The organism is Desulfovibrio sp. MES5 (genome assembly GCF_002237645.1).
Classification (GTDB): Bacteria; Desulfobacterota; Desulfovibrionia; order Desulfovibrionales; family Desulfovibrionaceae; genus Desulfovibrio.
The window spans coordinates 43,475-56,475 of sequence record NZ_MJUZ01000007.1; the positions used below are offsets into that span (position 1 = coordinate 43,475).

The 13,001-nt window shown below is 56.3% G+C and carries 12 protein-coding genes; 8 read left to right on the forward strand and 4 right to left on the reverse strand.

The features are described 5' to 3' along the window. The first annotated feature begins 96 nt into the window (after positions 1-96). Positions 97-1,236 (forward strand): nitronate monooxygenase family protein, encoded by a 1,140-nt coding sequence (locus tag BCS36_RS02365; RefSeq protein ID WP_291301320.1) that lies wholly within the window; start codon positions 97-99, stop codon positions 1,234-1,236. A gap of 104 nt (positions 1,237-1,340) precedes the next feature. On the opposite strand, the gene BCS36_RS02370 is transcribed toward BCS36_RS02365, so the two are convergent. Continuing rightward, entirely contained in the window at positions 1,341-2,150 is an 810-nt protein-coding gene (locus BCS36_RS02370) for a phosphoribosylformylglycinamidine synthase subunit PurQ (protein ID WP_291301351.1), read from the reverse strand. 262 nt (positions 2,151-2,412) lie between these two features. Here BCS36_RS02370 and BCS36_RS02375 point away from each other — a divergent pair, with 262 nt between their 5' ends. From BCS36_RS02375 to BCS36_RS02405, 7 genes are all read left to right on the forward strand, one after another. Further along, the gene (locus BCS36_RS02375; RefSeq protein ID WP_291301321.1) at positions 2,413-4,056 is read left to right on the forward strand and encodes a CTP synthase; all 1,644 of its coding nucleotides are present in this window, start codon (positions 2,413-2,415) and stop codon (positions 4,054-4,056) included. 246 nt (positions 4,057-4,302) lie between these two features. After that, positions 4,303-5,727 (forward strand): RNA polymerase factor sigma-54, encoded by a 1,425-nt coding sequence (gene rpoN, locus BCS36_RS02380; RefSeq protein ID WP_291301322.1) that lies wholly within the window; start codon positions 4,303-4,305, stop codon positions 5,725-5,727. Positions 5,728-5,872: 145 nt separating this feature from the next. Then, positions 5,873-6,412, forward strand: coding sequence for a ribosome-associated translation inhibitor RaiA (gene raiA / locus BCS36_RS02385; RefSeq protein WP_291301323.1), 540 nt, complete (start codon positions 5,873-5,875; stop codon positions 6,410-6,412). A gap of 58 nt (positions 6,413-6,470) precedes the next feature. After that, a complete protein-coding gene (rapZ, locus tag BCS36_RS02390) occupies positions 6,471-7,400 on the forward strand; it encodes an RNase adapter RapZ (RefSeq protein WP_291301324.1) in 930 nt (309 codons plus the stop codon). A 34-nt stretch (positions 7,401-7,434) separates the two neighbouring features. Continuing rightward, positions 7,435-7,878: a PTS sugar transporter subunit IIA gene (locus BCS36_RS02395; RefSeq protein WP_291301325.1), complete on the forward strand. Its 444-nt coding sequence runs from the start codon at positions 7,435-7,437 to the stop codon at positions 7,876-7,878. Positions 7,879-7,881: 3 nt separating this feature from the next. Further along, on the forward strand, positions 7,882-8,340 hold the full coding sequence (locus BCS36_RS02400; protein ID WP_291301326.1) for a PTS sugar transporter subunit IIB: 459 nt from the start codon (positions 7,882-7,884) through the stop codon (positions 8,338-8,340). Between the two features lie 201 nt (positions 8,341-8,541). Beyond that, a complete protein-coding gene (locus tag BCS36_RS02405; RefSeq protein ID WP_291301327.1) occupies positions 8,542-9,018 on the forward strand; it encodes a hypothetical protein in 477 nt (158 codons plus the stop codon). Between the two features lie 402 nt (positions 9,019-9,420). On the opposite strand, the gene BCS36_RS02410 is transcribed toward BCS36_RS02405, so the two are convergent. From BCS36_RS02410 to dprA, 3 genes are all read right to left on the reverse strand, one after another. After that, on the reverse strand, positions 9,421-10,338 hold the full coding sequence (locus tag BCS36_RS02410; RefSeq protein ID WP_291301328.1) for a manganese-dependent inorganic pyrophosphatase: 918 nt from the start codon (positions 10,336-10,338) through the stop codon (positions 9,421-9,423). Positions 10,339-10,524: 186 nt separating this feature from the next. Continuing rightward, positions 10,525-11,697: a tyrosine recombinase XerC gene (locus BCS36_RS02415; protein ID WP_291301329.1), complete on the reverse strand. Its 1,173-nt coding sequence runs from the start codon at positions 11,695-11,697 to the stop codon at positions 10,525-10,527. Then, the gene (dprA, locus tag BCS36_RS02420; protein ID WP_291301330.1) at positions 11,694-13,001 is read right to left on the reverse strand and encodes a DNA-processing protein DprA; all 1,308 of its coding nucleotides are present in this window, start codon (positions 12,999-13,001) and stop codon (positions 11,694-11,696) included. Before dprA ends, BCS36_RS02415 begins: the two co-directional genes overlap by 4 nt.

The following is a 13,001-nucleotide window of genomic DNA, read 5'->3' on the forward strand; positions in this document are numbered from 1 at the left end:
TATTGTTGCGCCTAATTTATATATGGGGGATACTCTGACCAGCGCCGGCGAAGGGTGTTGGGCATGTTCCATACAAGTCAGGACGGAGGTCTTGCAATGTCTTTTCCCGCGTTGAAAATAGGACATCTCACCGCCAAAATTCCTGTGGTACAGGGTGGCATGGGTGTTGGCATATCGCTTTCGGGCCTCGCTTCCGCAGTGGCCAATCAAGGCGGCATCGGCGTTATTGCCGGAGCCATGATCGGCATGAAGGAGCCTGACGTCGCCAAGGATCCGCTTACCGCCAACCTGCGCGCCCTGCGCACCGAGATTGAAAAAGCCCGCCAGATGACCAACGGCATTGTGGGCGTCAACCTCATGGTGGCATTGACCACGTTCAGCCAGATGGTGCGTACCACCATCGAGAGCAAGGCCGATATCATCTTTTCCGGCGCGGGCCTGCCGCTGGACATGCCCAAGCATCTCCTCCAGGCTTGCGAAGAGAAAAAAGAAGAGTTCAAAACCAAACTTGTGCCCATAGTTTCTTCGGCGCGTGCGGCTTCCGTCATTGCCAAAAAATGGATTTCGCGCTTCAACTACGTGCCTGACGCCTTTGTGGTTGAAGGCCCCAAGGCTGGCGGGCACCTCGGCTTCAAGGCTGAAGAACTGCAAGACCCCGCGCACGCGCTGGAAGTGCTTGTGCCCCAGGTTATCGAAACCGTGAAGCCCCTGGAAGACAAGTACGGCAAGGCTGTGCCCATCATTGCCGCCGGTGGCGTGTACTCCGGCGAAGACATCAAAAAATTTCTCGACCTTGGCGCTTCCGGCGTGCAGATGGGCACCCGTTTTGTCGCCACTCACGAGTGCGATGCCGATGAGCGCTTCAAACAGTCGTACCTTGCGGCCACGGCTGAAGACGTCACCATCATCAAAAGCCCGGTGGGCATGCCCGGGCGCGCCCTGATCAACAACTTCATCCAGGCCGCGCGCGAAGGCAACAAAAAGCCTTTCAAATGCGTCTTCCACTGCGTGCACACCTGCGAACAGGAAAAGACGCCGTACTGCATCGCCCAGGCGCTCATCAACGCCATGAAGGGCAACCTTGAACGCGGATTCGCCTTCTGCGGCGCCAACGTGTCGCGGGTAAACAAGATTATCTCGGTTCGGGAACTCATGGACAGCCTGCAGCACGAATTCGATGACGCCATGGCCTCATTGAGCAAGAGCGTGCAGAGCATGTTCAACGGCAAAAGCTGAATTGCCATGAATGCGTAGTACTAAAAAAAGCCGGGCACATGCCCGGCTTTTTTTAGTATCAGTCGCCGAAATTTTCAGTTGGTGAAATTTTCAGTTGCCGAAATTTATTGACCGCGCAGATAGCGCACGGCATTGACGAACAGCAATGTTCCCGGGGGGTCCAGCTCGCCGCGCGTCCAGGCGGGATGATTGGTCACATGATGGAAGGCTTCGGGGTGCGGCATAAGCCCAAGCACCCTGCCTGTGGGGTCGGTAAGCCCGGCGATGGCCAGTGCCGCGCCGTTAGGATTGAGCGGATATTCCTGTGTGGGCTGCTTTGTTTCGGGATCGGCATACTGAAGAGCAATAAGATTTTCCGATTCAAGGCGGCGCAGACACTCTTCATCACGCGGCACAAGCTTGCCTTCTCCGTGACGCACAGGCATGCACAGCATGGGCATATCCTTGGTGAAAACACAGGGACTTTTCGCATTGGGCAACAGGTGCACCCAGCGGTCTTCGTAGCGGGCAGAATCATTGTGCCCAAGCGAAACCTGGCGCTCAAAGCGCATGCCCCCAAGGGCCGGCAGCACGCCAAGCTTGACCAGCAACTGAAAGCCGTTGCAAATGCCCAGAATGAGCTTGCCCTGCTCCAGAAAGTCGCGCAAACTTTGCAGCAGGGGAACGCCTTGTGCGTCCTTGAGGTAACGCCAGCGCATTACAGCGGCCTGGGCTGCCCCCAGGTCATCGCCATCAAGGAATCCTCCGGGGAAAACCAGAAAATGGTAGTCTGACAGCCGAACCTTGGCTGCCACGATGTCTGAAAAGTGAACCACATCGGCTCTGTCTGCACCGGCCAGGCGGGCTGCATGGGCCGTTTCAAGATGAGAATTTGTTCCGTAGCCGGTGATGACCAGTGTATTGACCATGCCCATGCGGGTAAAGCCTCCTTGGCTTGCTAGCAAATCTTCACGAGCCGCGCCTGTGCTGACCAGACGCACAGTGCGCAGCCTGAGGGCCGAAAACAGCCCGCACTCCACGAGCCGCAGGCAGAGCCGGGCTGTACCGATGCGTGCTGAAGAGGGAATAACACACTACGTACCTTGTTTTCGATAGTCAATGCTAGCCAAAAAAATCATTTTAGGCTAAGGATACAGGGTTGTGCGGAAAAGCGACCAAGACATCAAGGTGGAAGGCATGAAAACGAAATTTATCTTTGTGACGGGCGGAGTTCTGTCATCACTGGGCAAGGGCCTTGCGGCGTCCTCACTGGGCGCGCTGCTGCAAACCCGCGGCCTTACGGTAACCATACAGAAACTGGATCCCTATATTAACGTTGACCCTGGCACCATGAACCCCTTCCAGCACGGCGAGGTTTTCGTCACTGACGACGGCGCTGAAACCGACCTGGACCTGGGGCATTACGAACGCTACCTCAATGTGCCCATGTCGCGGAAAAACAATACCACCTCAGGGGCCATCTACAATCAGGTCATCGCCAAGGAGCGACGCGGCGACTATCTGGGCGCCACGGTGCAGGTTATTCCCCATATTACCGACGAGATCAAAAGCGTGGTACTGTCGCTGGCTGAAGGCGATGATGCCCCGGATGTGGCCATCATTGAAATCGGCGGCACCGTCGGCGACATTGAAGGTCTGCCCTTTCTTGAAGCCATACGCCAGCTGCGCTCCGATCTTGGCCGTGACAACTGCCTCAACATCCATCTTACCCTTGTGCCCTACCTGCGCTCCGCGGGCGAACACAAGACCAAGCCTACCCAACACAGCGTAAAAGAGCTCCTTTCCATCGGCATTCAGCCCGACATCATCCTTTGCCGCTGTGAGCAGAGCATCTCCGAAGAACTGCGCCGCAAGATCGCCCTCTTCTGTAATGTCGATCAGGACGCCGTGTTCTCCTCGGTGGATGTGAACAATATTTACGAAGTGCCGCTGAAGTTTTATGAGGAAGGCTTTGACCAGAAAGTGGCAATCATGCTGCGCCTGCCTGCGCGCAATGCCCACCTTGAAGCCTGGAAAAAGCTCGTTAGCGACTGCGCCGATCCCAAGGGCAAGGTTACCATCGCCATTGTGGGCAAGTACGTGGACCTCAAAGAGGCGTACAAGAGCCTGCATGAAGCCCTGATCCACGGCGGTGTGGCTAACCGTGTTCAGGTGAACCTGCGCTACGTGAATTCCGAAAACATAGACGCCAGCAATGTGGCGGAAAATCTTAAAGGCTGCGACGGCATTCTGGTTCCCGGCGGCTTTGGCTACCGTGGCGTTGAAGGCAAGATTGTGGCCATCCGGTATGCGCGTGAAAAAAAGGTGCCCTTCTTTGGCATCTGTCTTGGCATGCAGTGCGCTGTCATCGAATTTGCCCGCCATGTGGCGGAAATGACCGACGCGAACTCCGAAGAGTTCGACCACCGCTCCAAGCACAAGGTCATTTATCTCATGACCGAATGGTACGACTTCCGCACCAAGAACGTTGAAAAACGCGACGCGGGCAGCGACAAGGGCGGCACCATGCGCCTTGGATCATACCCGTGCAAGGTTCTGCCCAATTCGCGCGCGCTTGAAGCGTATAAGAAAGAACTGGTTGAAGAGCGCCACCGCCACCGCTATGAATTCAATAATGAATTCAAGGAAGCCCTGGCGGAAAAAGGCATGATTTTCAGCGGCACCTCGCCTGATGGAAACCTTGTGGAGATTGTGGAACTGCCCGACCACCCCTGGTTTTTGGGCTGCCAGTTCCACCCCGAATTCAAATCCCGGCCCATGGACGCGCACCCGCTGTTCCGTGAATTTATTGCGGCAGCCAAAAAGCACGCCAAGGTTTAGGGCTTGCACGATCGCATCATATTTTGATGACAGAAAGAAGGGAGGGCGACCTCCCTTCTTTCGTTTCAGGCCTCAGGCTGCTCTTGATGCCAACACCTTGAAAACAATGATGCAAAGCTCGCGCCATCTCACGGGCTGCTTTGTTTTTGGTTGCGCAACCTCTGGCTATTGCATAATTTTTGCCACTATGGCACATTACTTGTAAATAAGATTTTTTCTGCTGACCTTTCAAGACGGAACAGGCTCATGGCACTGGAACTTCGACAGCAACTAAAACTGACTCAGCAGCTCGTGATGACCCCGCAATTGCAGCAGGCCATCAAGCTGCTCCAGCTCTCACGCATGGAGCTTCTCGAGACTGTGCAGCAGGAAATGCTGGACAATCCTTTTCTTGAAGAATCCCAGGGCGATGACATTTCGCCGGATCAAGGGGAAGACAGGCGGGAAAAAGCCGCCGAAGAGGTGTACGATCAAGACCTGGCCAAGGATGCCGACTGGGAGGATTACCTGGGAGAGTTCGCCAGCACTCCCCGTCTTGTGCAGCCGCGCGAGTTTGAGGTTGCCGAAGATATTTCGCCCCTCGAAGCGCGCTACTCGGCCAAGCCCACCCTTGAAGGGCACCTGCTGTGGCAGTTGCGCCTTTCCTCCCTCACCGAACCGCAAAAAGACATAGGCGAAGTTATCATCGGCAACCTTTCTTCAGCTGGGTATCTGCATGCCAGCCTGGAAGAAATCGCGCAGATGACGGAATCTGATCCGGCAGAAGTTCAGGTTGTGCTTGAAAAGGTACAGATGTTCGACCCCGTGGGCGTAGCCGCCCGCGATGCCCGCGAATGCCTGCTTGTACAGATAAAAAACCTGAAGTATGACCGCGACCCCATATTGCTTGAGCTGGTGCGCTCGCATCTGGAAGACCTTGAAGCCAAGCGCTACAAGCCCCTGCTGCGCAAATTCAAGCTGGATATGGAGGAACTGAAAGAATACCTGGACATCATCCAGAGTCTTGACCCCCTGCCCGGAGCCAGCTTTGGCGGTGGCGAACCGACCTATGTGAGCCCTGATGTTTTTGTGTACAAAATGGGTGATGAGTTCATCATTCTGCTCAACGAAGACGGCTTGCCGCAGTTGCAGCTTTCCAACCTGAGCCAGATGGACATGAAAGGGTCCTCTGATAAAGAAAAAGAATACTGTACAGAGAAAATGCGCTCGGCCAGCTGGCTCATCAAGAGCCTCTATCAGCGCCAGCGCACCCTGTACAAGGTGATGGAAAGCATCGTACGGCACCAGCAGCCCTTTTTTGAGGATGGCGTGACCCGTCTGGCTCCCCTTATTCTCAAGGACATTGCTGATGACATCAATATGCATGAATCCACGGTAAGCCGCATTACCACAAACAAGTATGTGGCAACGCCGCACGGCATTTTTGAGCTTAAATTTTTCTTCAATAGCGGGCTGGAACTCGATGACGGCAGCCAGGTAGGCTCTGAGAGCGTTAAGGCCCTCATAAAGAAATTCATTGCTGACGAAGACAGCAGGTCGCCCCTGAGTGATGAGCGCATCGGCGAAATGCTTAAAGAGCACCTCAAGGTCAACATTGCACGGCGCACAGTGGCCAAGTACCGCACCGCCCTTGATATTCCGTCATCGTCAAGACGCAAGGAACATTTCTGATCCTGCCCCCGGCTCGGCCCAGACGCCGCAGCTCGCGTGAGGCGAATAATTATAAAAAAAGATGGTTCATCAAATTTCCACCGTCGCTTAATAGACGGGTTCCACAGTTCTCCATGCTGGGAACTGACATCATAAGGAGGATTACATGAACATCTCTTTTGCCTTCAAAAACTTTGAAGCCTCCGACCATCTTAAAAAGTATGCCCGACGCCGCATGGAAAAGCTGGGGCGTTTCTTCGGCAAGTCTGCCGGTCTTGAGGTAAGCGTCGTGCTTACCGTAGACAAATTTCGCCATCGCTGCGAAGTGACGGTTGTTGGCGAAGGTTTGCATATTAACGCAACGGAACAGACTTCAGATATGTACGCCGCCATTGACCTTGTGACAGACAAGGTTGAGGCGCAGATCAAGCGCCAGGTTTCGCGGGTCAAGACGCAACGCCGTAAGGCACGTTCCGCCGATGTCGACGTCTTTACCTATAACCTTGATGCAGACGCTGAAGTGGCGCAACCGGTTGAAGGCACTGACCGCCTCGCAACCAAACCGCTGCACCTTGACGAAGCGCTTATGCAGCTTGATTCCATTGGCAGTGAGTTCTTAGTGTTTTTCAACGCCGAAAATGGCCGCATCAACGTGGTGTACCGCACACGCACGAGCAGCTACGCGCTGATTGACCCCGTCTTATAATTACGCCTGTTCCCGGCCGTCTGATGTCAGGCGGCCGGGAAGCACAGCAGGGGGAATCATGACTGCCACCACCAAGCAGCCACAAAAAACACAGGCTGCGAACACTGCAGCCGAACTGCCGGTAGCCGTGTGTATTGTCACCGGCCTTTCCGGCGCGGGCAAAAGTACGGCCCTGAAAGTATTTGAAGATATGGGCCACTTTGTGGTGGACGGGTTGCCGGCAAGCCTGGCCCCCGAAATGGTAAGCATGATGTCTCGCCCTTCCATGAGCCATTTCAAGGGAATCGCCCTTGGCATGGACCTGCGCCAGAGCAACTTTCTGGATGAGATCAATGAAGCGCTGTCTGATCTCACCGCCCAGAACATCCGCCCCATGCTCTTGTTTCTGGAATGCAACGTACAGGAGCTGCTGCGCCGTTACGCCACCACGCGCCGCCCGCACCCCCTTGAACGCGAGGGCATGGGGCTTGAAACAGCGCTGCTTTCCGAGCGCAACAGCCTGCGCCCTTTGCGGGAAATGGCCGACCTTGTTGTCGATACCTCCCGCTTCTCCATTCATGATCTGCGCCGGGCCATTCAAAAGCGCTGGAGCGACAGCAAAAGCAAGCTTCGGGCCATCAAGGTCAATGTTATTTCCTTTGGCTTCAAGTATGGCGTCCCGCGTGAGGCCGATTTTGTGTTTGACTTGCGCTTTCTTACCAATCCATACTTTGTTGAAGAACTGCGCCCCCTGAGCGGCAAGGACAAGGCCGTTGCGCAATATGTTTTTGAGCAGCCCACTGCGCGCGAATTTCGCACAAAACTTATGGACCTGTTGCTGTTCATGCTGCCGCTTATGGAAACTGAAGGCCGCTACCGCGTAACCATTGCCGTTGGCTGCACTGGCGGCCGCCACCGCTCTGTGGCCATGGCCGAAGAAATCACGCAGGCCCTGAAGCAGGCAGACTACCCCACGACTCTGGAACACCGACATCTTGAACTTGGCTAGAAAAGCTGGCAGGCTCTGAGCCGAGAGGAATGCCATGACGGAAGAAAGCAAGAAGACACAGGTAGGGATTATTGTTGTCTCGCATGCCGACTATGGCTCGGCCATGCTGCGCACAGCCGAATTCATCCTCGGCCCGCAAAGCGACTGTAGCTCCATCAGTGTGGACGTTGCCCACGAAGTTTCTGAAACGGTACGCCGCCTTACCGATGCCGCGCAGCGGCTGGACAAGGGCGCGGGGGTCATTATCCTCACCGACATGTTTGGCGGCACGCCAACAAACCTCGCCCTCGCCCTGCTCGCCACCCACAAGGTGGAAGTGGTGACGGGCGCGAATCTGCCCATGCTGCTCAAGGTCTTTTCCTCCCGTGAAAAAAGCCTGGAAGAGCTGGCGCAGCTTGCTGGCGAGGCAGGCTCCAAAGGCATTGTTGTCGCAGGAAATATGCTGCGCAACAAAACACGGGCCAAAAACGACGGCTAATGTATGTGGTTTCGTGTGGACAATCGCCTGGTGCATGGGCAGGTCATTGAAGCGTGGTTGCCCTACACGGGCGCCAGGCATCTGATTGTCGCCAATGACGAACTGGCGGCTGACGCCTTGCGGCAGCAGATAATCGAACTGGCCGTGCCGCAGCGCATCCTCACGCACTTTATCCCTGTACACGATCTGGCCATAACGCTGGACGCCTGCGGCGAAGATTGTTTTGTACTTTTTGGGAATTGCCAGGACGCACGCCGTGCGAGCAATGCGGGCATCATTATGGAAACTCTCAATATCGGCAACCTGCATTACGGCCCTGAAAAAATGCAAATCCTTCCTCATGTGGCGCTATCCGCCGAAGACAGGGAAGACCTGCGCTCTATCCAGCAGCACCTAGTGCTCCTTGATTTTCGCAGTGTCCCCACAGAAACCGTAAGGGGTCCCCATGAGCAACTTATATGAAATGATGGCAACCGGGGCGCCTTACGCTTTTTTTTTGCCCTGGCTGGCGCGGCCCGCTCATCCTGCATTATTGGCATTGTCGACCGGCCCATCTGCCTTGCGCTCATAGCCGGAGCCGCCACTTCTGACTGGAGCCTGGCCCTGCCGCTGGGCATTATTTTTGAGCTTCTATGGCTGGACGCCCTTGAACTTGGCAGCGTCGTGCCACCCTACGGCAGCCTGAGCTTTTTACTACTTTTTCCCATATGCAGGCACTTTGACCTTGTGGAACCGGGTCGCCTGCTCATCCCCCTCACTCTTTGCATGCTTGCGGCTTACGCAGCGGCCTATGGCGAACACCGGCAGCGCATCAGCCAAAATCCTATGGTTGACAAGGTGGAAGCCTGGTGTGCGGGCAACCCCAAAGGGCTCGCGCCCGGCACGGCACTACTGCTGTCCTCTCTCTACAGGAGCCTGTGGCAGATAACCCTATACTGCCTTTGCTTCATCCTGATCTTCAGTCTCGTGGACACGCTGCACAACAGACAAGCTCTGCCCGCCCTGCGAGCGGTCACGTGGTCTGCCCTTTATGTGGCCGCCCTGATGGGAGCGGTGCTTTCGTTGCGCACACGCCAGGCATATGCGGTTCTCACGGGCAGCCTGGGAGTGTTGGCCATGCTTATCTGGATTGACGGCTAAAGCAGGGCATGTTTGAAATGCCTTGTGGGTAAGGACCCTTTTGCAAAAAAGTCGCCTCCCCCACGCCCCAACCAACTAAAACTCTTACGAACTTCCTGATCTAAAGAAGGGCCTTTGAAGACAGCCTTTTCAAAACTTGCACCATCGCAAAGTCTCTCTGCTCGAACAAATGTGCCATGCTACTCCTTTTAAGGCACACGCACGCTCACCTGGCACAACCAAAACATCCACAAAATCAAATAACCAATTGCATTGAAGCATGCCTTCTCAAGAAAAAATTTTAACCATTACAGTCTGTTGTGACACGCCGGAGGTTTATCCACAAGCGCCCATCTGCGTCCATAATGCAAAAACCCCGGCGCGCGGGCGCCGGGGTTTTTATTTGCTACAGACAGTCAGCGCTTACTTGAAAGCCTTTTCAAAGTTGGGCACAACCTGCTTTTTACGGCTCATGACGCCGGGCAGCCACACGGTGGAGCCTTCGGCCTTGACGCCAAAAGCTTTTTCCACCACTGAGGGATCATCGGAAACGATGAGCATTTCCGAGCCTTCTTTCATGATGTCGGTCAGCAGCAGGAACACGCTGTGGCGGCCTTCAGCCTTGACCTTTTCAATTTCGGCCTGCAGGCCGGCCTTCACGGGCTCAAGGATGGAGAGGTCAACCACTTCAAGCTGGCCAATGCCAACCTTGTTGCCATTCATGTCGAAATCTTTGTAGTCACGGAAGACAAGGTCTTTCATGGGGGTGCCGTCAACGGCGCTCTTGACCTTGAACATTTCCATGCCCAGAGCCACCACATCGCTCACGCCCGCGATCTTGGCCAGTTCTTCAACGGCCTTTTTATCAGCAGGAGTACAGGTGGGCGACTTGAAGATAACCGTGTCGGACAGGATAGCGCACAGCATCGCGCCAGCAAGGTTCTTGGGAATCGCGACGCCGTAGAAGTCATACATGTTCTTGAGAATGGTGTTGGTGCAGCCCACGGGCCAGATCCAGGCTTCCAGCGGCGAAGAAGTGGTCACGTCACCAAGCTTGTGGTGGTCGACAATGCCGAGCACAGTGGCGGAATCCATGCCCTTGGGGGCCTGGGCCAGGTCGGAGTAGTCAACCAGATAAACATCCTTGCCAGCCACGTCGGCGACAACCTGAGGAGCAGCAAGACCGAACTTGTTCAGAACGAATTCGGTTTCGGGAGTGGGCGCGCCCTGGGCAACCGGGGTGACGTCCATACCGCGCTTGCTGTACAGGTCAGCGGCGACAATGGCGGAAACAATGCTATCGGTATCAGGATTCATGTGACCAAGAACTAATGCGGACATGACTGTCTCTCCTTCCGGTATGGTTCAGGTATGCGGTTCAATTTGACCGATTTGTACTCTTTAGCACAAAGTGCCGCCCATGCCAAGCGCCTCATGGAAATTTTCCTGACTGCGCCAGGCCATGAGACGCAAAGAACTTTTTATAACACTATAAATTTACAGTTAAAAAACAAGCTCGTGATTTTTTTATTTTTTTAAAGCCCTTGGATGTGCCTGATCATAGGTCTGCATCAGGCTTTCAAGGCTCACCTGGGTGTAACGCTGCGTTGTTGTCAGGCGTTGATGTCCAAGCAATTCCTGAACACTGCGCATGTCTGCCCCAGCCTCCAGCAGATGGGTGGCAAAGGAGTGACGCAAGCTGTGCGGCGACACGGTAAACGTCAGTCCCGCGCGCTGGCACAGGCGCTCCACAATGCGCGCGGCCTCCCTTCTGTTAAGACGGCCCCCCCGCGTGCCCACGAACAGTGCCGGTTCTTCAGGCAGCGCCAACAGCGGGCGTTCTTCAAGCCAGCGTTTCAGGCTTTCGTGGGACGTGTCCGAAAGAGGCGAAAGCCGTTCCTTTGAGCCCTTGCCCATAACGCGCAGCACACGCGAAGCCAGCTGCACGTCGTCCACATCCAGCCCCAAAGCTTCAGATATGCGCAACCCAGAGCCGTACAGCAGTTCAGCCAGGGCCAGGTCGCGACGAAGAACCCGCTCTTCTTCCGCACTGCCGGAAACAGGCCCGCTACCGCCAGTTGGCCCCTTGGTGGTATCCAGCAGGGCAAAGGTTTCATCCACGTTGAGCGCGCGTGGGTGGCGTTTTTCCTGACGAGGATTACGCACCTGGGCGGCCACGTTTTCCGCGACTCTGCCGCCGCGTTGCTGAAACCGAAAGAAAGAACGCGCTGCCGCCAGTTTGCGCGACATGGAGCTTTTGGCGTCTCCCTTGCGAAACAGCCAGGCCAAAAAGGACTGGATATGGCGGCGCGTCACAGTTTGCGGTTGCCCGAGGCTCACCCCCTGGCTGCGCAAAAACTCCGCCAATTGACCAAGGTCCACCGCATATGCTTTTTGCGTCGCCTCGGAGGCCCCTTTCTGTACAGCCATCCAGGTCAGAAAGGCCTCGATAAAGAGTGGGCTGCGGTCAACAACGGCTGCGCCTGCCTCTGTTGTATCTCCATCTGCCGTTTTTGTCTTTTTCTGTGGGGCTGCCGCATCACGCGCTGCACGCCCGGCGGGCCTGCCCTGTCCTGCCGTCGAATATCCTTCAGACTGCCCTGCAACCCCGTCATCAGCAGGGATTGCCATTTCACCCTGAGTGGTCACAGCGCTGGAACGACGCGCGCCCCTGGCGTTTTGCGAGTTCTTCCCCGTCATACTCCGGCCTCATATCGGGCTCCCGGCAGTCTGCGCACCTGCCCGAGCATCTCAAGCCCCACAAGCATGGCATTCATCTCAGAAACTGGCATGGCAAGGGTGCAGGCCAGATCGTCAGCCTGCATGGGACCCTTCTGGCGCAGGCAGTCCAGCAGGAGCGCCCTGCGTTCTGAGGGAGCAAGCCGCTCAGCGGCGTCCAGTGGCGGCATATCCTGCTGTAAAGGCTGGTCTTCACCCTTGGCGGATTCGTCCCCTTGTGTACATGCGTCTGTGCGCACGCGGCGATTGTCAGTGGCGGCCTCAGCCTTGATCGCGGCCAGATCAATGCCGTCACCCTCTTCATGCGCGGATTTTTCCTCTTCGCTCAGGCTTGTCTGGCTGATGCCGTACGGTCGCAGTTGGTCCGCCAGATCACGCAACACATCCTCAGCGCTGAACACTGGGCGCGCTCCCTGCCGCACCAGATCCTGACAGCCCAGGCAGTGTGAATCCAGCGCCGGGCCGGGTACGGCGTAAACCTCACGGTTTTGCTCCAGGGCCAGACGGGCGGTAATGAGGCTGCCGGAACGACTGGCGGCCTCCACCACCAGGACGCCAAGGGCAAGACCGCTGATAATCCGGTTGCGCACAGGAAAATGTTCTGGCAGTGGCAGCGCCCCTGGCATAAATTCCGAAATCAGCAGGCCATGCTCTCGCATGGCGTCAAAAACAGCACAGTTTCCCCGTGGGTATATGACGTCAATGCCAGTGCCGAGTACGCCAATACTGCGCCCTATGCGGGCCAGGGCAGCCTCATGGGCCACCCGGTCAATGCCCAGCGCCATGCCCGAGACAATAGTCACCCCGCAGGACGACAGGCACCGGGCCATATGGGCCGCCACCGTTCTGCCGTGTTCCGTGGACCGACGCGATCCCACAATGGCAAAAGCCGGAGCCTGCAAGAGCGTCATGTCTCCCCGGCAGTACAGCAATACGGGAGGATCGGGCAGCTGCCGCAGCGGAGCAGGATACAGGGGGTCTGTCCATAAAAGGATAACGGCGTTGATGTCGCGCGCGCTGTCCCACTCCTGCCGGGCTGTGACGCGCCATGAGCCGGTGGCCATTTCGGCCGCCTGCTTCTGGCTAAGCCCTGCCTCGCGCCAACGCTGCCGGGACTGCACCGCAGCGTAGGCTGAGCCGAACGTACGCAAAAGTCGCGCGCATGAGCGGGCCCCAAGCCCGGTACAGTGCCGCAGAGCCAGACTGGCCCAATATTCGGTACGGGCTTCTTCACCCATCTCGGCCCAGGACAGCCCTTGAGACAT

What these genes read in the sequence shown, in the direction of transcription:
- BCS36_RS02415 (WP_291301329.1), bottom strand. Translation starts at nt 11,697, where the DNA reads ATGACGGGGAAGAACTCGCAAAACGCCAGGGGCGCGCGTCGTTCCAGC.
- BCS36_RS02400 (WP_291301326.1), top strand. Translation starts at nt 7,882, where the DNA reads ATGTGGTTTCGTGTGGACAATCGCCTGGTGCATGGGCAGGTCATTGAA.
- rpoN (WP_291301322.1), top strand. Translation starts at nt 4,303, where the DNA reads ATGGCACTGGAACTTCGACAGCAACTAAAACTGACTCAGCAGCTCGTG.
- BCS36_RS02365 (WP_291301320.1), top strand. Translation starts at nt 97, where the DNA reads ATGTCTTTTCCCGCGTTGAAAATAGGACATCTCACCGCCAAAATTCCT.
- BCS36_RS02395 (WP_291301325.1), top strand. Translation starts at nt 7,435, where the DNA reads ATGACGGAAGAAAGCAAGAAGACACAGGTAGGGATTATTGTTGTCTCG.
- BCS36_RS02375 (WP_291301321.1), top strand. Translation starts at nt 2,413, where the DNA reads ATGAAAACGAAATTTATCTTTGTGACGGGCGGAGTTCTGTCATCACTG.
- raiA (WP_291301323.1), top strand. Translation starts at nt 5,873, where the DNA reads ATGAACATCTCTTTTGCCTTCAAAAACTTTGAAGCCTCCGACCATCTT.
- BCS36_RS02410 (WP_291301328.1), bottom strand. Translation starts at nt 10,338, where the DNA reads ATGTCCGCATTAGTTCTTGGTCACATGAATCCTGATACCGATAGCATT.
- rapZ (WP_291301324.1), top strand. Translation starts at nt 6,471, where the DNA reads ATGACTGCCACCACCAAGCAGCCACAAAAAACACAGGCTGCGAACACT.
- BCS36_RS02370 (WP_291301351.1), bottom strand. Translation starts at nt 2,150, where the DNA reads ATGGGCATGGTCAATACACTGGTCATCACCGGCTACGGAACAAATTCT.
- dprA (WP_291301330.1), bottom strand. Translation starts at nt 13,001, where the DNA reads ATGTCTCAAGGGCTGTCCTGGGCCGAGATGGGTGAAGAAGCCCGTACC.